This is a genomic window from Methanoregula sp. (assembly GCF_003170075.1).
Classification (GTDB): Archaea; Halobacteriota; Methanomicrobia; order Methanomicrobiales; family Methanospirillaceae; genus Methanoregula.
The window spans coordinates 1-24,021 of the sequence record NZ_PMZU01000017.1 but is presented as its reverse complement, the minus strand read 5'-3'; the positions used below and the strand labels follow the sequence as shown (position 1 = coordinate 24,021).

At 53.9% G+C, this 24,021-nt stretch carries 22 protein-coding genes and 1 tRNA gene; 12 read left to right on the top strand and 11 right to left on the bottom strand.

Annotated elements, in window-relative coordinates:
* Positions 1-98: 98 nt before the first annotated feature.
* The 7 genes from QZN75_RS01440 to QZN75_RS01410 are packed head-to-tail and all read left to right on the top strand — an operon-like array spanning position 99 to position 8,375.
* Positions 99-350 (top strand): DNA-directed RNA polymerase subunit H, encoded by a 252-nt coding sequence (locus QZN75_RS01440; protein ID WP_292423821.1) that lies wholly within the window; start codon positions 99-101, stop codon positions 348-350.
* A gap of 9 nt (positions 351-359) precedes the next feature.
* On the top strand, positions 360-1,928 hold the full coding sequence (locus QZN75_RS01435) for a DNA-directed RNA polymerase subunit B'' (RefSeq protein WP_292423818.1): 1,569 nt from the start codon (positions 360-362) through the stop codon (positions 1,926-1,928).
* Positions 1,925-3,739: a DNA-directed RNA polymerase subunit B gene (rpoB, locus tag QZN75_RS01430; protein ID WP_292423814.1), complete on the top strand. Its 1,815-nt coding sequence runs from the start codon at positions 1,925-1,927 to the stop codon at positions 3,737-3,739. The genes QZN75_RS01435 and rpoB overlap by 4 nt, the downstream gene beginning before the upstream one ends.
* A 10-nt stretch (positions 3,740-3,749) precedes the next feature.
* The gene (locus QZN75_RS01425; RefSeq protein ID WP_292423812.1) at positions 3,750-6,389 is read left to right on the top strand and encodes a DNA-directed RNA polymerase subunit A'; all 2,640 of its coding nucleotides are present in this window, start codon (positions 3,750-3,752) and stop codon (positions 6,387-6,389) included.
* 5 nt (positions 6,390-6,394) lie between these two features.
* Complete coding sequence (gene rpoA2 / locus QZN75_RS01420; RefSeq protein WP_292423809.1) at positions 6,395-7,567, top strand: DNA-directed RNA polymerase subunit A''; 1,173 nt, start codon at positions 6,395-6,397, stop codon at positions 7,565-7,567.
* 42 nt (positions 7,568-7,609) lie between these two features.
* A complete protein-coding gene (locus QZN75_RS01415) occupies positions 7,610-7,903 on the top strand; it encodes a 50S ribosomal protein L30e (RefSeq protein WP_292423806.1) in 294 nt (97 codons plus the stop codon).
* A gap of 1 nt (position 7,904) precedes the next feature.
* Positions 7,905-8,375 carry a NusA-like transcription termination signal-binding factor gene (locus QZN75_RS01410; protein ID WP_292423803.1) on the top strand — a complete coding sequence of 157 codons (471 nt, stop codon included), beginning with the start codon at positions 7,905-7,907 and terminating at the stop codon, positions 8,373-8,375.
* 120 nt (positions 8,376-8,495) lie between these two features.
* Here the strand turns inward: QZN75_RS01410 and QZN75_RS01405 are convergent.
* The 3 genes from QZN75_RS01405 to QZN75_RS01395 all read right to left on the bottom strand — a co-directional run bounded on the left by QZN75_RS01405 (position 8,496) and on the right by QZN75_RS01395 (position 9,809).
* Positions 8,496-8,570: transfer RNA gene (locus tag QZN75_RS01405), tRNA-Arg, on the bottom strand.
* A gap of 105 nt (positions 8,571-8,675) precedes the next feature.
* Complete coding sequence (locus QZN75_RS01400) at positions 8,676-9,074, bottom strand: DUF473 domain-containing protein (RefSeq protein ID WP_292423800.1); 399 nt, start codon at positions 9,072-9,074, stop codon at positions 8,676-8,678.
* A 6-nt stretch (positions 9,075-9,080) separates the two neighbouring features.
* Positions 9,081-9,809: a proteasome assembly chaperone family protein gene (locus QZN75_RS01395; RefSeq protein WP_292423797.1), complete on the bottom strand. Its 729-nt coding sequence runs from the start codon at positions 9,807-9,809 to the stop codon at positions 9,081-9,083.
* 34 nt (positions 9,810-9,843) lie between these two features.
* Here QZN75_RS01395 and QZN75_RS01390 point away from each other — a divergent pair, with 34 nt between their 5' ends.
* Both QZN75_RS01390 and QZN75_RS01385 read left to right on the top strand, forming a co-directional pair.
* Positions 9,844-10,161, top strand: coding sequence for a DUF5611 family protein (locus tag QZN75_RS01390; RefSeq protein WP_292423795.1), 318 nt, complete (start codon positions 9,844-9,846; stop codon positions 10,159-10,161).
* A 59-nt stretch (positions 10,162-10,220) separates the two neighbouring features.
* On the top strand, positions 10,221-10,781 hold the full coding sequence (locus QZN75_RS01385) for a YkgJ family cysteine cluster protein (protein ID WP_292423792.1): 561 nt from the start codon (positions 10,221-10,223) through the stop codon (positions 10,779-10,781).
* Positions 10,782-10,861: 80 nt separating this feature from the next.
* Here the strand turns inward: QZN75_RS01385 and leuS are convergent, their stop codons facing one another.
* Together leuS and QZN75_RS01375 are read right to left on the bottom strand one after the other, a co-directional pair.
* Positions 10,862-13,642: a leucine--tRNA ligase gene (gene leuS, locus QZN75_RS01380; protein ID WP_292423789.1), complete on the bottom strand. Its 2,781-nt coding sequence runs from the start codon at positions 13,640-13,642 to the stop codon at positions 10,862-10,864.
* Between the two features lie 57 nt (positions 13,643-13,699).
* Positions 13,700-15,670, bottom strand: coding sequence for a PINc/VapC family ATPase (locus QZN75_RS01375; RefSeq protein WP_292423785.1), 1,971 nt, complete (start codon positions 15,668-15,670; stop codon positions 13,700-13,702).
* 831 nt (positions 15,671-16,501) lie between these two features.
* Between QZN75_RS01375 and QZN75_RS01370 the strand changes: the two genes are divergently transcribed.
* A complete protein-coding gene (locus tag QZN75_RS01370; RefSeq protein ID WP_292423782.1) occupies positions 16,502-16,888 on the top strand; it encodes a plastocyanin/azurin family copper-binding protein in 387 nt (128 codons plus the stop codon).
* 137 nt (positions 16,889-17,025) lie between these two features.
* On the opposite strand, the gene QZN75_RS01365 is transcribed toward QZN75_RS01370, so the two are convergent.
* The 3 genes from QZN75_RS01365 to QZN75_RS01355 form a co-directional block, all read right to left on the bottom strand.
* Entirely contained in the window at positions 17,026-18,000 is a 975-nt protein-coding gene (locus tag QZN75_RS01365) for a cation diffusion facilitator family transporter (protein ID WP_292423779.1), read from the bottom strand.
* A 63-nt stretch (positions 18,001-18,063) separates the two neighbouring features.
* Entirely contained in the window at positions 18,064-18,435 is a 372-nt protein-coding gene (hisI, locus tag QZN75_RS01360; protein ID WP_394339483.1) for a phosphoribosyl-AMP cyclohydrolase, read from the bottom strand.
* A 1-nt stretch (position 18,436) separates the two neighbouring features.
* Positions 18,437-19,621: an A24 family peptidase C-terminal domain-containing protein gene (locus QZN75_RS01355; protein WP_292423777.1), complete on the bottom strand. Its 1,185-nt coding sequence runs from the start codon at positions 19,619-19,621 to the stop codon at positions 18,437-18,439.
* A gap of 255 nt (positions 19,622-19,876) precedes the next feature.
* On the opposite strand from QZN75_RS01355, the gene QZN75_RS01350 reads away from it, so the two are divergent.
* Both QZN75_RS01350 and QZN75_RS01345 read left to right on the top strand, forming a co-directional pair.
* The gene (locus tag QZN75_RS01350) at positions 19,877-20,488 is read left to right on the top strand and encodes a hypothetical protein (protein WP_292423776.1); all 612 of its coding nucleotides are present in this window, start codon (positions 19,877-19,879) and stop codon (positions 20,486-20,488) included.
* Positions 20,489-20,602: 114 nt separating this feature from the next.
* Positions 20,603-21,712 (top strand): V4R domain-containing protein, encoded by a 1,110-nt coding sequence (locus QZN75_RS01345; protein ID WP_292423775.1) that lies wholly within the window; start codon positions 20,603-20,605, stop codon positions 21,710-21,712.
* A 200-nt stretch (positions 21,713-21,912) separates the two neighbouring features.
* Here the strand turns inward: QZN75_RS01345 and minD are convergent, their stop codons facing one another.
* From minD to QZN75_RS01330, 3 genes are all read right to left on the bottom strand, one after another.
* Positions 21,913-22,707 carry a cell division ATPase MinD gene (gene minD, locus QZN75_RS01340; protein WP_292423772.1) on the bottom strand — a complete coding sequence of 265 codons (795 nt, stop codon included), beginning with the start codon at positions 22,705-22,707 and terminating at the stop codon, positions 21,913-21,915.
* An 80-nt stretch (positions 22,708-22,787) separates the two neighbouring features.
* A complete protein-coding gene (locus tag QZN75_RS01335; RefSeq protein WP_292423770.1) occupies positions 22,788-23,357 on the bottom strand; it encodes a hypothetical protein in 570 nt (189 codons plus the stop codon).
* Positions 23,358-23,377: 20 nt separating this feature from the next.
* A partial coding sequence (locus QZN75_RS01330) for a hypothetical protein (RefSeq protein WP_292423769.1) occupies positions 23,378-24,021 on the bottom strand: 644 nt, incomplete at its 5' end.

Below are 24,021 nucleotides of genomic sequence, written 5' to 3'. Positions count from 1 at the left end.
GTTCAAATCCCTCCGGGCCCGTTACCACGATCCAATCGTGGATTTTTTGCGGTGATGCATCTGAGAGGCAATCGTTTCATCTTTAAGGGGGTTTTTCTTTGAGCACCAAACTGAATGTGTTGAAGCACGCAATGGTGCCGGATCACCAGCTCATGAGTGAGGAGGAGGTTTCAGCGCTCCTCTCCCGCTACCATATTACTACGGAACAATTACCAAAAATTTACCATGACGACCCTGCTGTGAAAGAGATCGACGCAAAAGTCGATGATGTGATTCGGATTATCCGGAAGAGTCATACAGCTGGCAGGGCCGAAGCGTATCGACTTGTTATCAGGAGACCTAAAAAATAATGGCCGGGGGTGGTCTATCTGATTGATAGAAGCGTTTTATCTAGGGCATACTTTGCACGGGAGCATGTTGCGCGCCACCAGCTTGACTCCTTTAACTATTTCTTGACAGAGAATCTCCAGAAAGTGGTCAATGAACAGAAGATTATCGAGACCGACATCGAGAACCGGGGCAAGAACAATGAACCGGTCTGGGTCGAGCTCGGCAATATCGAGGTAAAAAAGCCGCTCGTGCGCGAGGCTGACGGATCGCAGGGGGAATTGTACCCGTGCGAAGCGCGCCTGCGCAACCTCACGTATGCGGCACCGATCCAGCTCGGATTGACACTCGTGCATGGTGAGGATCGGCAGGATCCCATCGTCACGACTATCGGGCAGCTGCCCATTATGGTCGGTTCTGTCGCATGTAACCTGTACGGAATGAGTGACGACGAGCGTGTCTCCCATGGGGAGGATCCATTCGATCCGGGCGCTTATTTTATTGTTAACGGTACCGAGCGTGTGCTCATGACGTTAGAGGATCTTGCGTCCAACAAGATCATGACCGAGTTCACCGAGCGGTACAACGAGCGGATCTACGTGGCAAAAGTATTCTCGCAGTTCCGGGGATACCGTGCGCTCGTGGTTGTCGAGCGCAACAAGAAGAACCTCTTGGAGGTCTCGTTCCCATCCGTCGCAGGACATCTGAAATTCGTCGACCTGATGCGTGCGCTTGGCATGACAAACGATCAGGAAGTCGTCAACGCGGTCTCACCTGATGAGGATATCCTCACTTTCATGATGCAGAATCTCGAAGAGAGCGAGTGCGACTCGGTCGAAGGCGGCGTCATGTACGTGGGTAAAAAGCTTGCACCCAATCAGACCAAGGACTACCAGAAGAAGCGCGCCGAGTTCGTGCTGGACAACTATCTGCTCCCGCATCTCAACTATGCGCTGCCTACCACGCTTAAGGAAGGTGACGAGGGTTATGCCGAAGCGGTGGCTTCAATCCGGCTTGCAAAAGCGCACTTCCTTGGCCGCATGGCCGAGGCCTGTTTTGATCTCGTTTTAAACAAGCGCCGGATCGATGATAAGGATCACTACTCAAACAAACGGCTCAAACTGGCCGGTGATCTCATGGAGGATCTCTTCCGTATCTCGCTCAACCGGCTGACCCGTGATATCAAGTACCAGCTCGAACGGGCAAGCATGCGGCACCGTGACCTGTCGATTGCAACGGCAGTCAGGGCAGATGTGCTCACCGAGAGGCTGCTCCACCCGCTCGCCACCGGTAACTGGGTGGGCGGAAGGACAGGTGTGTCCCAGCTCCTCGACCGCGTCGACCACATGGCCGTACTCTCCCACTTGCGCCGTGTCATTTCCCCGCTCTCGCGTTCACAGCCTCATTTCGAGGCCCGTGACCTTCACCCGACCCAGTGGGGCCGGATCTGCCCGAGCGAGACTCCAGAAGGGCCAAATTGTGGCCTGGTGAAAAACTTTGCACAGATGGTCGAGATCAGCAAGGGTGTTGGCGACGAAGAGGAGATCATGCGCATCCTGCATACGCTTGATGTCGAGCAGATCAGGGGTGAGGTCCGATGAAGAAGTCACGCGTGTTTGTTGACGGGGCATTGATCGGTCTTGTCGATGATCCAAAGACCCTTGTGGAGAATATCCGGACCATGCGTCGGCAGGGTGCTATCTCCACCGAAGTAAATGTCTCGTACAAAGAATTCAACGGTGATGTCATCCTGCTTACCGATCGCGGCCGCGCCCGTCGTCCGCTGATTGTCTTAAAGGATGGCAAGACCCTCATCAACGAAGAGGACATCAAAAAGCTCGCAAAAAAGGAGATCGATTTCTCCTACTTCGTGAAGCACGGAATGATTGAGTTTCTCGATGCCGAGGAAGAAGAAGACCTCTATATTGCGATGAACCCCGCGGATATCACGCCAGAGCACACGCATCTGGAGATCGATCCTTCGCTTATCCTCGGTATCGGTGCGGCACATGTCCCGTTCCCTGAACATAATGCAAGTCCGCGTGTTACGATGGGCGCCGGGATGGTCAAGCAGGCGCTCGGGTTTGCCGCGGCTAACATGAAGCTCCGCCCCGATACCCGTGGCCATCAGCTCCACTATGTACAGAAACCTCTCGTCCACACCCAGACATCCGAACTGATCGGATCGGACGACCGGCCTGCCGGGCAGAACTTTGTGGTTGCCATCCTGTCTTATGAAGGCTACAATATTGAAGATGCGCTCATCTTCAACAAGGCCTCGATCGACCGGGGTCTCGGCCGTTCGCATTTCTTCAGGACCTACGAAGGCGAAGAACGCCGGTACCCTGGCGGCCAGATCGACCGGATCGAAGTGCCGGATGAGGATGTCAGCGGGGCTCATGGCGCTGAATCCTACAAGAACCTCGATGAGGACGGTGTTATCAATCCCGAGACGATTGTGGCGGAAAAGGATGTCCTGATCGGAAAGACCTCCCCCCCCCGGTTCCTTGAGGAACCAACAGGGGAACTCATAGCAGTGGAGAAGCGCCGCGACACATCAGTCACCATGCGCAGCAACGAGCATGGTATTGTCGATACGGTCATCATCACCGAAGGTGAGAACAGTTCGCGCCTCGTCAAGGTGCGGACCCGTGACCTGCGTGTGCCCGAGATCGGCGACAAGTTTGCGTCCCGGCACGGTCAGAAAGGAGTCATCGGCCTGATTGCAAGCCAGGAAGATATGCCCTTTACCGAGAACGGACTCACGCCCGACCTCGTCATCAATCCGCATGCAATCCCCAGCCGTATGACCGTTGGGCATATGCTCGAGATGATTGGTGGTAAAGTCGGGTCACTGGAAGGCAAGCGGATCAATGCTACCGCATTTAGCGGCGAAAGAGAAGCAGATCTCCGTGCATCGCTTAAAAAACTCGGTTACTCCCATACCGGCCGCGAAGTGATGTACGACGGTATTACCGGCAAGGCGTTCAAGGCCGATGTCTACATCGGTGTGATCTACTACCAGAAACTGTACCACATGGTATCCTCGAAGATGCACGCCCGCTCCCGCGGGCCAGTGCAGGTGCTCACCCGCCAGCCGACTGAAGGCCGTGCTCGTGAAGGGGGTCTCCGGTTCGGTGAGATGGAGCGTGATGTCATGATCGGACACGGTGCCGCTATGGCATTAAAGGAACGTCTGCTCGATGAATCGGATAAGGTAACGGAATATGTCTGCGCCCGGTGCGGGATGGTGGCGATGCTCGACCGCAAGCGCAACATGACCCGGTGTCTTGCCTGCGGTAACGAGACCGATATCTACCCGGTCGAGATGAGTTACGCGTTCAAGCTCCTGCTGGATGAGATGAAGAGCATGGGGATAGCACCCCGCCTGAGATTAGAGGACGTCGTATAGGAGGTGCGTCATGCCAAGCCCAAAGAGAATCGGAAAAATTGAATTCGGATTGCTGTCTCCTAAAGAGATCCGGGAGATGAGTGTCAGGAAGATCATCTGGGCGGACACCTACGATGATGACGGCTTTCCATACCCGCAGGGGCTCATGGACTTAAACCTCGGGGTCATCGACCCCGGGCTGCGGTGCAAGACCTGCGACCAGAAAGCAAGTGACTGCCCGGGGCATTTCGGGCACATCGAGCTTGCAAAGCCCGTCATCCATGTCGGTTATACGCGGCTTATCAGGAAACTCCTGCGTGTCACATGCCGGTCATGCGGCCGGGTGCTCCTGTCACCTGATGAAGTAGAGAAGGTTGTCGGGACCGATGAGGACCAGACCGGCGACCAGATTTCTGAAAAGGATGTGAAAAAGGAGCGCATTTGCCCGCACTGCGGCGAACAGCAGCTCAAGATCAACTTCGAGAAACCGACCACGTTCTCCGAAGTGATGGTCGAGGAAGGCAAGAAGGTTGAGCACAAGCTCACACCCGCCGATATCCGTGCGCGCCTCGAAAAGATCCCGGACGAGGACCTGGTTTCGCTCGGGATCAACCCGAAAGTCGCTCGTCCAGAGTGGACAATCCTTACCGTGCTCCCGGTGCCGCCGGTCACCATGCGGCCGTCGATTATCCTTGAGAACGGACAGCGGTCGGAAGACGACCTCACCCACAAGCTCGTGGATATCATCCGTATCAACCAGCGGTTCAAGGAGAACCAGGATGCAGGGGCACCCCAGCTGATCATCGAAGATCTCTGGGAATTACTGCAGTACCATGTGACGACCTATCTTGACAACGAAGTTGCCGGGTGCCCACCGGCACGCCACCGCAGCGGCAGGCCGCTCAAGACGCTCTCGCAGCGGCTTAAGGGTAAGGACGGGCGGTTCCGTGGCTCACTGTCCGGTAAGCGTGTGAACTTCTCATCGCGTACCGTAATTTCTCCCGACCCGAACCTCTCGGTTACGGAAGTGGGAATTCCCCTTGCTGTTGCAAACGAGATGACGATTCCCGTACGGGTCACCCCGTACAATATTGAAGACCTCAAGCAGATCGCACGAACCGGCCCCGTCCGCCCGGATGTCAATGCACCCTGTGGTGCAAACTACGTGATCCGGCCGGATAACCGCCGGCTCCGGCTGGGTGCGGATAACCTTGACACGGTTGCCGATATGATTGAACCCGGCTGGACAGTCGAACGCCAGTTGCGCGACGGCGATATCGTGCTCTTCAACCGGCAGCCGTCCCTGCACCGGATGAGTATCATGTCGCACCGGGTCAAGGTCATGGAAGGCCGGACCTTCCGGCTCAACCCTGCCGTCTGCCCACCGTATAACGCCGACTTTGATGGGGATGAAATGAACCTGCATGTGCCCCAGACCGAAGAGGCCCGGGCAGAAGCATTCATTCTCTGCTCAGTTCAGGAAAACATTCTCTCGCCCCGTTTCGGCGGTCCTATTATCGGCGGTATCCACGACCATATCTCGGGTATCTTCATGTTGACCCACGATATGCGCTGGTTCAACAAGGAAGAGACACTCTATCTCTTAAAGCCGGTAAAGATCGAGCATATACCCGCGGCAGGCAAGACTGAGAACGGTGTCGAGTACTGGAGCAACAAGCAGGTCTTCTCGCAGATCCTTCCTGACGCACTCAACATGGTCTTTAAGGCCAGTTCCTGCCAGAACTGCGACGAATGCAAGAAGAAAGACTGCGAACGTGACGCCTACGTCCGGATCATTGATGGAAAACTTGAGTCGGGTACCATCGACAAGAAAGCGATCGGAGCATTCGAAGGTCAGATTGTCAACCGTATCATCCGGCTGTACGGCATGAAACGTGCAGCGGAGTTCATCGATCAGGTCACCAAACTCTCCATCCGCGGTATTATGATTGATGGATTCTCGTTCGGTATCGACGATGAGGACCTCACCAAGACCGAGTACGGCCAGATCGACGATGTGTTAAAGACTGCCGCGCTCGATGTCTCCCGAAGGATTAAGATCTACGAGGATGGCCAGCTCGAACCGATGCCCGGGCGTACTATTGAAGAGACGCTTGAAATGCAAATCATGCAGGTGCTTGGGAAAGCCCGTGACCAGACCGGTCAGATTGCCGGCCGCCGCCTCGGTCTTGGGAACAGCGCTGTCCTGATGGCAGTCTCCGGTGCCCGTGGGTCGATGCTGAACTTGACCCAGATGGCCGGTTGTATCGGCCAGCAGTCTGTCCGTGGTGAGCGTATCGTCAGAGGTTACGATGACCGCACGCTCCCGCACTTCAAGAAGGGCGACCGGGGCGCCGATGCCCATGGGTTCATCGCGCACAGTTACAAGGGGGGTTTGAACCCGACCGAGTTCTTCTTCCACGCCATTGGTGGCCGTGAAGGGCTGGTCGATACGGCAGTCCGAACGTCCCAGAGTGGTTACCTCCAGCGCCGTATGATCAACGCGTTGCAGGACCTCAAAGTTGCATACGATGGCACCGTGCGGACAACCGGCGGGCGGATCATCCAGTTCCAGTACGGCGAGGATAACACCGACCCCACGAAGAGCGCATTCGGGGACCCGGTCGACGTTAAAGGTATCGTAGAATCTGTGTTAAAAGAGGAGGTCTGAAAAGCATGATACCGGACAAGTACGAAAAGAAGATCGAGGCTGCAGATCTCCTGCCGAAGACAAAAGACCAGCTGCGTAAATTCCTTGACGGAAAAGAGATCACCGATGCGCAGTTCAAGGAAATCCTGGATCGTGTCATAAAGGAGTACCTTTCGACCCGTATCGAGCCCTGCGAGGCGGTCGGCGTGATCGCTGCGCAGTCGATCGGTGAACCGGGTACCCAGATGACGATGCGTACCTTCCACTACGCCGGTGTTGCGGAAATTAACGTTACACTGGGTCTGCCCCGGCTTATCGAAATTATGGATGCACGAAAAGAGCCAAGTACCCCGACCATGACAGTCTACCTCGAACGTGAGTACGGCGTCGACCGGGACAAGGCGCGTGAGGTCAGCTGGCAGATTGAGGCGGCCCCGCTTCACGAATTCGGGGATATCACCACCGACATGGAGAACATGCAGGTGGTCGTCCACCTTAATACCAAGGTCTGTGAGAAACGCATGATCTCACCGGTAGAGGTCATGGAAGTTGCGCCCAAGAAGATCCGCGACAGACGGCACTACCGCGACTTCGAGCATGATATCAACGAGGCCACCGCGACCATCATATTTACCCCGAAAAACCGGGAGAGCTACCAGAACCTCTTCCAGCTCGCCGAACATGTGAGAAACGTAATTGTTCAGGGTATTGACGACATCCTGCGGGTCGTCGTCAGGAAAGAGACCGGGGAGTATATACTTTATACTGAAGGCTCCAACCTAAAAGATGTATTTGATGTCGTGGGTGTGGATACCACACGGACCCGCACCAACAACATCAGTGAGATCGCCCAGGTGCTCGGTATCGAAGCGGCGAGAAACGCGATCATCCACGAGGCCCAGTCAACCTTGAATGAACAGGGTATCCTTGTGGATGTCCGGCATATCATGCTCGTCTCTGACATGATGTGTATGGAAGGTGAGGTCAAGCAGATCGGCCGGCACGGCATTGCCGGTGAGAAGGAAAGTGTCCTCTCCCGGGCCGCGTTCGAAGTGACCGTCAACCACTTGCTCGATGCTGCGGTCGCAAACGAGACCGATGAATTGAGCGGCGTCACAGAGAATGTCATCGTCGGCCAGCCGATCCAGCTCGGTACCGGGGATGTCAAACTGGTGGCGGTCAAACAACTCGACAACTAAAGACTAAACCAGACAAACCAAAAATACCAAGGAGAATTGCAGATGGATTTTAACGCTTCATTGAGAAGAGCGATCAAGACCGGAAATGTTATTCTCGGTCAGAACAACACGGAAAAATGCGTAAAAGAGGGTAAGGCGCAGATGGTCGTCATCGCGGCAAACTGCCCGGAGAACTTTAAAAACCAGCTCGCAGGGTATGAAAAGATCTTCATCCACACGTTTGAGGGGTCGAGCGTTGCACTTGGCAAAGCGTGTGGTAAACCCTTCATGGTGAGCGCACTCGCCATCGTAAGCCCTGGCGAGTCAGATATTCTCTCCCTCAAGAGGACGGCATGATATGGTTGAAGTCAAACTGACTGAAGACGACATGCGCCTGATCTCTCAGTTCGAATCACTGACCGGCGCAGGAAGCCGCGACTGCGTCATCGACGAACGCAACGAAAGATTGATCTTTGTCGTGAACCCCGGGGACATGGGGCTTGCAATCGGGAAGAAAGGGGCATCCATCAAGAAGGCCTCTGAAGTGATGGGTAAGAAGATCGAGGTTGTTGAATATAACAGCAACCCGGAACAGTTTTTGAGGAACTGTTTCTTACCGGCGAAGGTGACGAGCATTGTCTTTACCGGTGAACCCGGTGAGCTGTCGGCCACGGTTGATGTCAGTGACGAGGACCGGGGTATTGCAATCGGTAAAAACGGCAAAAATATTTTCAAGGCAAAAAAACTGGCTCAAAGGCAGCATAACATCGTGGACGTGCAGATCCTTCAGCAGCCTGTGGAAGATGCTGTTCCGACTGCAGAACAGTAACTATCGTAATTCTTTTTTCACTCTTTTGTGTGCCCATATTTCCTTTCGGGTAAAACTGGCGTTTTTTTATGCAAATTTCCCCACGTGCTGGTAGGTTTCAACAAATAAAAAAAAACAACACGGGCTTGGGGGGATTTGAACCCCCGACATCCGGGTTAGAAGCCCGGCGCTATGTCCAGGCTAAGCCACAAGCCCTCGTGACGCCTATTAGGTTCGTGTTCCGGGCTAATTAATCTGTGTCATGGGAATGCTCCATGCGAAAAATAAAATGGGATTTATCAGCAAAATACAGATTTTTCCTCATCCCGCATGATAACACGATGACTTGAGCACTTCCACCTGGGTCGGGGCACAGAGACTTTCATGGAAGACTTCCTTTACTATGGACGAAGAGCAGTATTTCACCTGAACCCGGGCTGACATCCGTTCCCGTTCCTCGTAATACAACCCCTGGGAGTATTCCACGATCCGTTTCATTGAGATTACCGATGAGAGAAGGTACACGCAGATTCCCACATCTCCCGGGCCTAAATCTTCGATATCGATCGAAGTCATGAAGATGTGGACATCGGGCCCGGGCTCGACACCGGAAATGGTCACAATGTTATGGGCACTCTGAAGTTCGATGGTACGGGGCTTTCCCGTCCGGAGATCCCGGATCACTTCAGGCGATATACCGGTTAACGCAGCGCATTTCATCGTGAATCACCCGTACATCGGCAGATCTTTTTTCGGTGTCGTATCTGCTGACTGCTGAACTTCTTCGGAAAGCTTGTGCATGCTCTGTTCGATCTCCTCTGCCTGCTCTAAAAGCGGTTTGACATCGAGACCGAGGTTGTACATCTTGTTGAGCACCTCGATGGTCGCCGCAGACGAGCGCGGATCGGGGGCGTTGACGGTCTCCCCCAGCAACCCGTAGGCCGGGATGCCCCGGATCTTGCATCCTGTCAGGATACTTGACGCGATTCCCGAGATACTCCCGATGGGCAGGATTTCAGTGTGGTCCTCGATACGCTTGAGTGCCTCGGGGGTCGTTGCAACGCCGAACACGCGCTTCTCCGGTTCGTTTGTTACGATCCCGGCGATGGTGAGCACCTCCTTTGGCTTGAACGGCGCGAGCCAGTCAAGGATGCCGTTTGAGATCTCGTAGCAGATCATCGGGTGGATGGGGATGTCGGCCACAATTGCGGCAATATCGTTTTTCATGTACAGCCGGACCGGATCGTTGATCACGCCCTTGTTCATCATGGCAAGGGGGGGAAAATACCGGGAAGTCATGGTGCCGGCCAGCTCAAACTCGAGCTGGTCGACCATATACTGGAGGGCGATAGTACCGACCAGTCCGCTGCCGGGGAATCCCATCAGCACCGACGTGCTTTCACTCGGGAGCGGCTTAGAAAAGATCTGGAGATCATGCGAGGAATCGGTCGTCATTAAATTAACATACACGCACTACCTAAAAAAGAGTATGCAGGAGTACCCCATAAAAAAAGGGCTGACAAAGGACCTCGAACCAAGGATCGTGGCAGAACTCAAAAACTGTTTCGGCGTTGAGCCGGAAAAGAACGGGAATGCATACCGGATCCGGTTCGGGGCCCTTAAAAAACTGGAAGCGATCTGCGGTGCCGATGGAAAAACACTCCGGGTAAACACCGAATCCGATATCTCGGCAAGCGATGAGGTGATCATCGATACCAACAAGCGGTTCAGGAAATTTTTGGACGCTGCGACGGGTTTCTCTACGAAAGAGCGGGTAAAGCGGGCAAAGAGCGTGGCTGAGGAATAACTCCTCGCTCTCAATCTTCATTTTTCCATCACTACTGCACACTGAATTGTGATACGGGCATGGTAAATTTTGTCTGCAACGGTTGCGGTAAATGCTGCACAAGTCTTGGCGCATATATCAGGATCGAGCGGCAGCTGACAAGCGGGAATTACTATTGCCGTAACGGTATAACGGGCGAAGTTTTCCCGGTGCACGTGCAGCCAGAATATGCCGATGAGATCGATGAGGAATTCACATCAGGCCAAGGGGATGCCCCGGGTTCTCCCAAGGGATGTATTTTCATGCGCAAAAACCCGGAAGGAGCGGGTATGGTATGTGCGATCTACGCGACCCGGCCACAGGTCTGCCGGGAGTTCCGGTGTTACCATATGCTGATCTGTGATGACAGGGGTATGGTCGCGGGCCGGATGGTGGGGCGTAACGATATCCAGACCGATGATCCCGACCTTGCCCGGATCTGGAGTGGCGAGGTTAAACCGCTCGCTGTGGCGGTTGCATCCAGAAAGCCGGCAGACCGGTCTCCCGGCCTGATAACCTCACCCTGCAGCGATCCCGTGTGGATGCAAAAAGTATCCGCGATCCTGGCGTCTCACGGGTACCGTGGCGAACCAGTGACGTGATACTCTCCCGGAGTACACCCCCGGATTCACGACTTTCAAGGGTAGCAACCCCGACGATATAATCGTGAAAAAAAGGAAAATTATTCAATAACAATCGCCGGCTTGAACGGCAGGGCGGTTGCCCCTTTTGCATGACCGCTTGATTCCGCATCGACAATGTGGACCGGCACCCCGAACTCATGTTCGAGGAAGGCCTGTGCTTCCTCAAAGACCGCACGCTCGTTCAAGGGCTCTTTTGCGAGCGGCTCCACGACATGCGGGGGCAGGCGGTGAATGAGGGTGGTGCACTGCTTTGCCGCGTCAGTCGCCTCTTTGCCCCGCTTCTTCATCGTGTCGTTCTTCATGATCTCTTTTATCACCGTGTTCCGGTCGGTCGATTGTGCAATCGTCCGGAAGACCTCATGCTTCCACGCGGGGGCGAGCACGATGGTGAGCGACTTCGGGGTGATCTGGATCAGCTTCTTGATCGACTCGATATCCTCGACAGTGCGGGCAAGGAGTTCTTCGGAGAGTTCGATCTTCGAGTTGATCAGTTTCTCATCTGCAACCGGCCACTCGGCAAACGAGATGAGATCCTTGTTGCCCAGTTCCCTCCAGAGGTGTTCTGCGGTGAACGGGATGAACGGCGCCAGCAGGCGTGTCCAGACAGAACAGAGCGTTGCAAGTTCCCTGCTGCCGTCGCAGCCTTCGGGCAGCCGGCGGCGGTACCACTTAAGGTCGGTCTCGATCCCGAACGATGCTTCCTGAAGTGCCTGCCGGGTCTGGAAGTTCTCGAGAGCCGCGGTCATCTTAACGATATGCTCCTGGAGCCGGCTGATCAGCCAGCGGTCGATGTCCTGCGGTTCTCCCTGTGCGCCTTTGAGCTCCGTGATGGTCGCATAGAACCGCTCGATCTGCTTTTTCGTGGAGAGGACGAGCTCGTTTCTCCAGTCAAAGTCCTGCCAGGGCTCCGCGCTGCCGGTTAAAAACATCCTGACCGTATCGGCACCGAACTCGCTCACCGCATCTTCCAAGAGGAAGACGTTCCCCTTCGAGGACGACATCTTCGCGCCGTTCAAGAGGCCCATCCCGAAGACGACCATGCCCTTCGGGAGTTTGTCCTTCGGGAAGATTGTGACGTGGTGGAAGATCTGGAAGGTGAGGTGGTTAGAAATGAGATCCTTTGCCGAGAACCGGAAGTCGTACGGGTACCAGTACAGGAACTCTTCCCGCATCGCGTCGAGTTTCCTCTTCTCGGGCAGGTCCGGGGACTTTTTCCCGAGGAAGATATAGTCGAAGACTTCAGGGGTGAGGAGTTTCGGGTCGATCTCCCGGATCTTATGTGCGATCGTGTAATAGGCCATGTAGACGGTCGAGTCGGAGAGCGGCTCGATGAGCTGGACCGGGTCCCACGGGAACTTCGTGCCGAGACCGACACGCCGGGTGCAGGCCCAGTCCTTGAGCCAGCCGACCGTCCGATCGAACTCGGTACGGACTTCGGGGGGCACGAGCGCCATGTCCTTTAAGTGGTCGCTGACCTGTTGTTTCCATGCGGGGTCGCTGTATTTCAGGAACCACTGGTCGTGGAGGATCTTGACCTTGACCTTGTTTCCGCACCGGCAGATAACGGGGCGGGAATCGAACTCGTACATGACGACCGAGTCGTACTTGTTGAGCATCTCCTGCGCCATCTCTTCGCGGGCGACCCGGACCGGCTTTCCGCCGAACTTCACGAACAGTTTTCCTTTCGAAAACTCCGCAGAGTAGATCTCCTGCGTGAGCGCATCCATCCGGCTGTCCATCTGGTGGTGGATGCCGGCCCGTTCTACCGCGTCCTGTGCGGGAACTTCACCGTAACCATCGACCTTGATCAGGGGAACAGGTTTGATCTGCGTATACTTCCCCTGCTGCTGGAGGTCGCGGAGGGCGATGTAATCGAAGGGTGCATGGGCGGGCACGCTCATGACCATGCCGGTCGCCATGTCGGGGTCGACAAAGTCGGCCGGGAGGATCGGGACAGTGCCGCAGAGTGGGTGGCTGACGTTCTTATCAACGAGGTCTTTACCCGGGATCTCTTCTTTTACCTCGACCGTGTGGTCCTGCAGCACGAGTTTTTCGGCGGCTTCCTTCGATATGATCCAGGCGTTGCCATCCACGAGCGCTTTCACGTACGTGACATTCGGGTTTGCCCAGAGGTTGGTGACACCGTGGATAGTCTCGGGCCGGAGCGTGGCGGTAGGGATGAACGCATCACCGAACCGGAACATGACGAGGGTGAACTTGATCACTTCCGCTTTGTCTCCTTCGAGAAGGTCGTGATCGCCGACCGGGTTGTCGTCGACCGTGCAGTACCGGACCGGGTGGACGCCCTTGATGACATGCCCGGCTTCGTACAGGTGCTTCCACTGCCACTCGACAAATTTGCTGTAGGTCGGGTCGACCGTGATAAAGCGCCGTCTCCAGTCAATCGACAGACCGCATGAAGTCATCACGCGCTGGTACTCGGCAGCAAAGTGCCTGACAATCGTCAGCGGGTTCGTGAATTCCTCGAGAACATTCTGCGGGACCTTGTAGAGGTCGCGGTACAGGTGGATCGTCTTCGGGTCATTCCGTGCGATCCTCTTTGAGATACCGACGACCGGTGCACCCGTGACGTGAAACGCCATCGGGAAGAGTACCTGTTTCTGCCGCATCCGCCAGAACCGTGCGATCACGTCGGGGACGATGTACGTCCGGCCGTGGCCGACGTGCATGGCGCCGCTCGGGTACGGGAACGCGACGGTTATGTAATATTTTTCGCGGTTCGAAGGGTTGGACTCAAACGCGTGGAGCCACCGTTCGTGCGCTTCTTCTTCAAATCTGCCCAGATCAAATTCGCTCAAAATCCCTTCACCTCTCCTTATAGTATGTGAAAGTATTCTTGTAAAAAACAGGGGTTGTTATACCGGCCTCAGCTTGATGTTCTCGTTGTTCTGGTAGCGCCGGATCATTTCCTGTGCGATACTCGAGTTCTTCGCAAGGCTGATCTCCCCGGCGTCGTTAACCGTCGCCGTGAAGAGGTACTCCTTACCGGCAAAGACATCAACTATCTTCCCGGACTGCTCCGGGGCGATGATGACGAGCTGCTTCTTGTCGGTCTGGATCTTAATCCCGCTCCCGATCGAGAACTCCCCCTCGGGTTTCTGCGGCTGCGCCTGCTGCCGGTCGAGGTCGGACCGGGGCTTGATGTCGATGCCGATCCCGATCTTGTTCACGATGGCCGAGACGTTCTTGCCGCCTTTGCCGATTGCAGCCGGAACGTCCTTGTCATCGATGTATACGACAGCTTTCGTGTCGCTGATCATCTCGACTTCGACGGCACCATCCGTGTATCTCCCGATCTCGCGCTGGATCTCTTTTTCGGTGAGCTTCCAGCCGGGGCGTTCATCAGTCGGGGCCCGTGGGGTCGCATCCGGGATGGCTGAAAGAGAACTGCCCGGCTTGTTGACATGGGAAACCGGCTGGCCGATGCTCTGGATCTGTGGCACCTGCGGGATCCGTGAGGCAGGTGTGGCAGAGGTACTCTCAAACACCGGCATTACAATGGTCTGACCGTCGTACCGGAAGATATCAAGCACGAGCCTGCCGGTCTCGGAGTCGGTGACGGTGGTCACGGGCCGGATGTGCATCTCGCTTCCCATGCCCTCGGGCACCTTGATGGTAAATCCGACGTCGAAAATCTTCGTCACGACGCCTTTTTCCAGGAACACGATAGTGTTCACTACTTGCGAGAGGACGGAGAAGTCCACCCGGTCTGAGAAGCGCTGGATCGCATCCTGCACGCTGTTTGCGTGGATGACACCGACCATGCCGAGGCCGGCAAGCCGCATGTCGGAGAATACCTCGAAGTCCTCGCTCTTCCGCAGCTCGTCAAAGATGACAAAGTCGGGACGTACGAGCAGCAGGACGTCGGCTGTGTTGGACATGCTGCCGTCAAGCATCGTGTACTGCGTGATCTGGTCGGGCACCTGGAGCTCGCGGGGTGCCTCCATGGTTTTCACGACAAATCCACTGTCGGAAAGGTACATCGCAATTCCCTGTGCAAGCGTGGTCTTTCCTGCGCCGGGAGATCCGGCGATGATAAGGCCCCGCTTCTCGGAGACGATCCTCTTTTTGATGACATCCGCTTTCGCGTAGTTGTCGAGCGTCACGTCAACGATGGGGCGCACAGCAGTGATCTCCATGCCGTCCGAGAACGGCCTGCGGGCAATTGCGATGCGCATCGATCCGATCTGAACGACCGTGATGCCCCGCTTTTCGACTTCGATAAATCCGTCCGGGTCGCGCTTGGCCCGTTCGAGGATCTCCTGTGCGAGGTTACGGAGTTCGTATTCGCTGACCGGCTGGTCGCGGATCTTCACGAGTTTCATGTCGTTGATGGTGCCCTTTTTTGCGGCAGGGGGAACCCGTTCCTTGAGGTAAACAGCGAGCGTGTGCTCGTCAAAGAACTGGTCGATCCCGAGCGGGACAAAATCGGTAATCTGTGGTTTTAAGTAGATGACGTCGAGCCCTTTTGCCCGCGCCACTTCGGCCTGGACGTTGTCGCTCGTGATGAACCGTGCGGAGTTCTCAATCGCGATGTTTCGAATCATCGCATCGATCTCGCCGCCGCTTGCGAGCTTGACCTGCTCGAGGGACGGCCGCACACCGGAGAATTTGAGTTCTATGGTCTTTTCCTCGGCCATTTTGCACAGCGACTGCAGCTCGTTGAGGCCCGAGAACCCGATCTCGCGCCCGTTATTTGCCTGGGCTTCGAGTTCTGCTATCACCGCTTCCGGGACGATTATTGTTGCTCCTTTGTATTCACCGGCCTTTATCATCGAGGTTATGCGCCCGTCAATGAGGACGCTCGTATCTGGCACCAGTATCATAAAATATTCTCTCCCCTATAGTATGGTGTTGTATACTATTTTGGTCAACGATAGACCATCGTTGATAGATAAAGATATGAGGCGTTGGGGTTTATAAGGGGTTCGGCGGGAAACGGGAGGAATGTTGTGCAATTGTTGTGGGGTGTAGGAGCGAAGTTTTCTCGAAACATTTTTAGCGCTTGTACCCATCTGACCCCCCTCCTCCATAAGCACAAAAATGGCTTCGGGTACTCATGCAGTTTTGTTCCCCGTTGACGCATTTCGCCGGCGATATTTTCCCGGCAATAGACTCATGGGTTTCACAAAGTTCGCAGGGATCTTTTTGATCATTTTTAGTGCCCGTACCCATCCGACCCCCCACGACCCCTGCAGGAAACAGGGCCTTTTTTGGGTAATTTTACGATGGTAATTATGTATAACATTGTGGCATGGGGGCCGGAGGGGGTCGGGCGGTGTACTTTGAGCGGTTCTGGGAGAGGGGTACACGTTTCCCACTCCGGGATCTGTCCAACTCCCGCAGTCATCCGGGATCGTCCGGCCAGTCGCGAATACGTGCGGATTTTTGAAAAGTGATTTTCTGCGGTTTCCTGTATACGGGGTGCAGGAAAGTTACGGGTGCTGAACACGTTCCCGGAATCATGCGTGCCTGGCCCGGGTCGGCATGAGGTCCCGTTCGTCCTGTGATTTACAGGCCCTTGAGTTACTGCCTGCGACAGGGTAATGCCGGGATCTGCCCCCCATCCCTGTTTTACCCATCTATCGTCGTGCGATCACCGTGCATATATGGTGGACGACCACGAACTTTTAATGTCATCGAATAAACCGTACTATATGCATATCCGATCCGGTCCTGCGACACTCGTGGCCGGCACACTCCTGCTGTTTGCCGCGCTCATTCTTGTAGCGGGCTGCACAAATTCATCACAACAGACTCCACCCACGACACCGGGCTATACTCCACAGACAACGATCCTGATTGGAAGTGCAGGTGTCAATCCCCAGATACTCGTGGTGAAACGTGGTGTCACTGTCACCTGGCTAAACAACGATCTGGGGCGTCACATCATTACTTCTGACGCAGGGACTCCCGACGCGTTTACCTCCCCCCTGCTTGAAACCAACCACCGGTACCAGTTCACGTTCACTGTAGCAGGGACGTACGGCTATCACTGCATGGATAATGCGGCAATAAAAGGAACGGTTATTGTAAACAAGTGACCCGGCACGCGTTTTCCTTGTGTTCTCGAGGGGGGAACCGTTCCCTCCACCGTCGGCCCGCAGGAAAATTATCTCCCTACATACCATCCTGTATTTTTTTTTTAGGTTCGTAAAAAAAAAATACGAACTGCCTGCACTCACGTTTTGTGCTGTTTCTGCTTTTCTTGCTTTTCGTAATACGTACAGAACGGCCCGCACCGTTTGCACCCTTTATTGCATGGCTCGATATGGATGGTGACATTTGCCCGGGGATACTCCACGAGCAGGTCTGATTCGAGGTGATCGGCGAGATCGTGGGACTGGGTAACGGAGACCTCCCCGGGCACGACGAGGTGGAACTCGATGAAGATCTCCGGGCCGGACCGGCGTGTCCTGAGACCGTGGAACCCGGCGTACTCGCTTACATGTTCGCAGATGATCGCCTTGATCCGGTCTTCGTCAAGTTTGGGGATGGAATGGTCGATAAGATCGGCAAACGATCGCTTCAGGAGATTAACGGCTGCGTTCAGGATCACGAGGCCAACCGCGACGGCAATGATCGGGTCGAGAATCGTAAGGCCGGTGAAATGGATCAGGATCAACCCGGCAAAGACCCCGAGCGACGTATAAATATCCGTCCGCAGGTGCCATGCGTCGCTCTCAAGGGCGATAGACTCTGTCTCTTTTGCCACCTTCATGAGCCTTGTTGAGACATACCAGTTGGCAAGCACCGAGATGCCCATAACGGCAATACCGGCATAGAGGAGGGTGGGCGAGAACACCCGCTCATTTCCCCCGAGAAGCTTGAGTGCCGCTTCAACGATAATCACGATTGCCGCAACAAAGATGAGCAGTGCCTCGATGAGCCCGGAGATATCCTCAAATTTCCCATGCCCGAAAGAGTGGCCGGCATCGGGGGGCTCTGCGGATTTTTTCACTGAGAAAAAGGCGATGACCGCGGCGAGCAGGTCCATAGAGGAGTGGATGGCCTCGGAGATAATACTCACCGAGCCGATGGCAAAACCCACGACAAATTTCATGACCACAAGACCGGTATTGGAGATGATCGACAGGTGTGCGGTCTGCTCTTTTAACCGGTTAATGGCCTCTCGTTTATCAGGAGAATCGTTCATACACGTCGTCTCATGGTATGTCTGCCGCAGGGGATGTCCTGCGGAAAATGCCCGGCTCCGGTATCAGTGTCCGGTCTTTCCATAGACTTTTTCCGGGTCAAAGACCTTCTCGCCGGTAATTTCCCCGTCAAGCGTCCTGAAAAAGCAACTGCGGTACCCGGTATGGCAGGCAGCACCGGTCTGCTCCACCTCGTAGATAAGGCAGTCCTCGTCACAGTCCACAAAGATCTTCACAACTCTCTGGAAGTGCCCGCTCTCCTCGCCTTTCTTCCAGAGTTTTTTCCGGCTCCTGCTGTAGTAATGGGCATAGCCGGTCGTGTCGGTGAGGCGCACTGCCTCCTCGTTTGCGTACGCCATCATGAGGATATTTCTGGTTTTTGTATCCTGCACGATCACCGGGATCAGCCCTCCTTCAGAAAATTTAAGTGAGATCACTTTACACACCACCGCTGAGTAACCTTATGAGCGAGAAGAGGAAATCTCCGCAAACGATTGCTGAAATAAATCCTGCCGTAATCGGGAGGATAAAGGGAACTGCGTAGGAGATCCAGACCGTCCCTGCTTTCCGGTAGAGTCCCAGTTCCTTTTCGAATTCTTCAGGGTGTTCCCGGAGATCTTTTGTGTAGATCCTGCCTTCATCGGAGCGCATCCGGCGGAGGGAGTCCCAGAACCCGATAAATTTCCGCTCGATTTTTCCGTTTTTTTCAACAAAGTCTTCCATTACAAAGCCCCATGACTGCTGGATCTTCTCTCCCTTGACCGGGAACCCGAAGAACATGTACTGGAACGGGGCGTGGTTTCCTTTTACGATATTAATGATAAATATTCCCACCGGTGCTACCAGGTTGAGGATCAGCGCGTTTATCAGCACCGAGAACGACAGGAACCCGAGCGGTGGCGTATTTAAGAGGGGGGTTATGGGGAATGTCGGGATGCAAAAGGCAATAAAAATGAGCGCCCAGGCATCTGCCCCGCCAAAAAGGTGCATCTGCCCGAAGACATAGAAGACACCGCAGAATAGGGCGGCAAGGGCAATATAGATCCAAGTGGCGCCCAAGGGACCCTCGTTGATGAACATATAGATGGATGCAATCGCAAGGATGACGATGACGAGTACAAAATACCAGCGGGTTAAGACATTTTCCACGTTTGAGTCCATCAGACCGTCTTTCTTGAGCTGTTTTGCCTTGAGTTTCTGCCCGGGTCTCTTTTTGTATTCCCGGTAGGATACATAGGCAAAAAGCCCAACAAACATTACATACCATGGGATGAGCTGGAGTTCTGGTAGTTTTCCCGTGGAAAGAGCCGGTATAATAAACCAGGATATGGCGGGAAGGGCAAGGACGGCTGCAAGGTAAGAGAACCTGAACGGGATTTCCGGGTCACGGTTGTCGAGGTAGTCTGCATAAAAGAAACTGGCAATCAGAGCGAGGTAGCCGAGGATCAGGCTGATATTTCCGGTCTGCTGGTAGATGAGCACTATCGTTGCAATGATCCCGACAACAAGCATGGGGTACCACGTTTTGAACGGTACCCGGCGGTCCTTGATGTCCAGGTACGAGGCATAAACAAGGGTCGCAAGAACCGCAACAGCGGAGACCACCATCGGATAAAATATCATAAACAACAGTACCGTTATATCTCCTACAACTTATGCATGGCGCTTCCCGGGCCGGCCGTGACGGAATCGCCGCTCAGTTTGAGGATGTTTTCACATCGAATCGGGAGGATATTTAACTAATTCGTCTCCAGCATGGAGAAAACTTTGCAAATATATAATACGCCTGTTGCGAATAAGTGATTGAGAGTATTAAAAGAGCAGTCTGCGGGAGAACTAAAAAATTCCGACCCGGAGTGCACGTGAGAGGATCGTTTCATGGATCTACATGAACTGCTGGAAAACATCCTTAAAGGATCGAAGTACCTGGGTACATTTTCGCTCCCTGAACTGCTCACATTTGCAGCCTCCCGGCACCTGGATGCGGTCGCTGTGTCAAAAGAAGGGAACCGTGAGTATTACCTTGCAGTATTGAACGGTGAACCTGAGGGAGCGATCTATGTGGATACCGACGGGGCGCTTTTTGGTGACAATGCGGTCGTCCATATCCGGGCAGGCAGGAACTATGTTCTGTGTGATGTGAAACCGGATATTGTTGATGCTCTTGTTATGGGATGCCGGATTTTTGAAAAGGGGCATCTCCGGAAAAATATTACGTACACCGTCCCGGAGATCGGTCAAAAAAGTCAGGGTATCGGGGTAGTTACCCTGTCAGTCCGGCGGGAAAAAAACCCGCAGAACGGCATGCGGGTCTCTATCAGGAAAGACGGAAAGATTGTGGGAAGCGACACCACTACCGGGAACGGAGAGGTCAGTTTCCGTGTGATGTACGGGAACTATACCTGCCTCGTCCAGGACCGGTCCCAGACCGTGACACATTTCCAGATCACCTTTGATGAATCCCACCCTTCCCATATCCTTGATCTTTAACGCCTCGAAGGAAATAACCGGGCAATTCTCGTATTTTCTTTTGATTTGCCGTCGGAACAGGCCCATAAGAGTAAGTCGAAATCCTTTAATTATACAATAACAGACTGATCGCTCATGAAGATTGGACGTGAAGACTTCGAGGCTCTCATTAAGGGGGAAAAGGATATCACCCCCTATATTGAACTTGACCCGGGTGCAGGTTCATATTCGGTTTTCGGGGTGAAAACGGCAAGTAACCCCAATTACCTGATCAAGGCCATCTACGAAATGTATGAGGCCAACTTAAACAAGAAACTGGCCGTAAAGGCGGTACGCAAACTGTTTCGGTCCGTGGGGATGGGCTCCAGCGGCCTGTATAACCTCTTAAAAAAATTCGGCATGGACTTAAAACCCGCGGAGTTCCTCATGTTGGTCTTCAAACTCCAGCACCAGCAGGGCTGGGGTGCACCATTCGAGCTTGTGGAGCAGAGCGAAAAGCGGATTATCCTCCGCACAAAGCACACTTTTGAGGCGGAGATCTTAAAAGAATGGAAAATGCCGGTCTGCGGTGTCCACATGGGGTGGATCGAAGGGATAATGATGGCCGTTACCGGTAAGAACTGGTACTGTCTTGAACGCAAGTGCGTGGCAAACGGTGACGACTGCTGCGAATTTGTTGTCGACCAGGTAGATCCCAGCTGGAAGTTCAAGGCACAGGCTGTGGTCAAAGGTGATTCTGCCATCACCGAGTTCATCGAGCACAAGCCGGTGGAAGGGACGATCAAGCTGATCGATGATCCGGTGGTCATAATGCCCAGGTTTGTCTTCACGTCCATGATGAACTCCCTTAAAAAGACCATGGGCGAGATGCCGGCGGGCGGTGTAAACTACCGTGCCTACATGGACATGGGCAGGGAGAATGTCGAACACTATAAGAAGATGGGTATCACCCAGCCAAACACTCTGTCAGATATGGCGTTTACCTTTTATTCCCAGATGGGCTGGTTCCATCTGGTAAAAAGCGAGTGGAACGAAGCCAAAAAGGAGAAGACCATTACGCTCGAACACACGGTAGAATCCGAGGCGTTCGGGAATACGGGAAAGAACGTCTGCTACTGTACTGCCGGCCTCCTCGCTGGGATTATCGAAGGCTCCTTTGGGATCAAAGTGCAGGGCCGGGAGATCAAGTGCCGTTCGAAAGGCGACGAGTACTGCGTCTTTATCATCACCAACAAGTCTGAATAAGCCGGTTTTTGTATGGGCCATCTCCGTGCATAACGGTTGCCCCACCCTCTTTTAATAAGACCTGCACCCAACTGCACCTTCTTCGCTGTGGGTCAGATGCGATTCTTATGGGAATGCACCGGGTGCCGGGCATCATACCGATTGCAAGTTTGTTAAAACACCTGAATAGGAAACGATAAAGGTAAGTACGCACGGCTGTGCTACTTGTCGGATTTCTTTTTGAAGAGTGCTTTTGAGAAGCGCTCGATAAACCCTTCCCTTGGGACTTTTGCCACGTCTTCCTTATAGGCGACCCCGATGAGATCTGATGCGATCCTCTGTATCGCTTTTGATGCAGGTGAATCCGGAAATTTAATGACAAGGGGGGAGCGCGCCGCTGCGGCCCTCCTCACATTGGCATCCTCCGGGATGATTCCGATGACTTTTACCCCGAGCACTTTTTCCATCTTTCTGGAAAGGATCTCGCTCTTTTCCTTATCTACGCGGTTAATAATCGTACCGAGGACATGCCCTCCTACGACTTCTGTCAGGATTTTTGTTTTGAGGGCATCTACGATAGATGAGAGTTCTGGATTGACAACCAGGATAACCTCGTCTGCAACGGCCAGCGGAACCACGCCATCCTTGCTGATCCCGGCAGGTGCGTCAATCAGTAAAAACTCGCACCTTTTTACAATCTCCGACATAACGTCGCGGATTTTATCCGGGTCTGCCTGCTGAAAGCCCTGCAGGGATATACCACTTGGGATAACCTTGAGTCCGGCCGGGCCATCATAGATCCCTTCATCGATAGTGTTTTTTCCGGCAAGGATCTCATGCAGGGTTACCGGGGCATCCTGAAGCCCCAGAATCAGGCCGACGTTTGCCATGCCGATATCGGCATCCATAAGGTAGGTAACTTTTCCCAGTTTGGCAAGCATCGTTCCCAGATTGATGGAAACCGTGGTTTTACCGGTACCTCCTTTTCCGGATGCAATCGTGTATACTTTGACCATCAAACACCAGTCGTCCTGACTATAATCTACTATAATTATACGTATAAGGAAATATTTTATTTATGTGTTTCATATCCGTGTTATATCCACCAGTTTAAAATATCTTTTGTATCGCATATCAGTTCTTGGTCTGGTTCCTGAAGAACCCGGCCTTTGGTTTTTGCGATTCCAACAAGGGACGATCCTTTGTGTTCCACGCCAAACAACATGATTCCGGGAAACCGGCCCAGGGGATTGGTGGTATAGATTCTGCAGTACCGGGCGATATCATCAGCTGCCGGTGTCCTGTGGGAAGAGGCCAGCAGCAGGCCATCTGAAGTGGCGAGTGTGATCTCATCCAGGGAATATTTTTCCGCAAGAGCTACAAGGCTCTGGGAAATATCTGTCATGCCATGAATGTAATTAATCTCCGTTGGATGCGGAGCGGATGCAACGATTGCGCCCTGATTGGGAGAAATGCCTTTGGTGTTAACGGGGATCTCCTGTACGCGAAGGGGAATCCGGAACGGGTCTGCAGCAATTTTATGCAGTTTCGCTTTCTTAGTGGCCTGTATTTTTTTTACTACGAGATACGCAACAATGCAGATCACGACTGCTATACCAGTAACAAGGACGAGGACGGTACTGTCAATACCAAAGACGAGGGACATACTACATACCCCCCCTTCATCTAGTCCCGGTCCATCAGATGATCCAGATGGAGATTTTTTACCATCGTTTTGCACTCTTCCCTGATCTTGTCTGTCACCTTGTTCAGGTTCATTGAATCAATCGTATCAAAATCGCTATCTAAATCTGTCTGAACGTTATCACTTGCCGGAATCTCCGGTTCTTTTTGAACCGGTGCGGTTGCTGTCCTGATCGATGCCGGAGGCCCGTTGACGGGATTTTTCGAATCTACAAGGGGACGGGGCGTCATTTTTTGGGGTTGTGCCACGAGAGTTGACAATGTTTCCTGAGGGGGAGAGAGATTCGTTCCCGGGGTCTGGCCGGTTTTTTTCACAACCACCCGGTGAGTCGGATGCACCGGCTGGTTCACGGGTTTCAGGGATGCCGGTAAGGTACTATCGGTCTGAACGTTATCACTTGCCGGAATCTCCGGTTCTTTTTGAACCGGTGCGGTTGCTGTCCTGATCGATGCCGGAGGCCCGTTGACGGGGTTTTTCGAATCTGCAAGGGGACGGGGCGTCATTTTTTGGGGTTGTGCCACGAGAGTTGACAATGTTTCCTGAGGGGGAGAGAGATTCGTTTCCTGGGTCTGGCCGGTTTTTTTCGTGATTGTCCGGTGAGCCGGATGCACCGGCTGGTTCACGG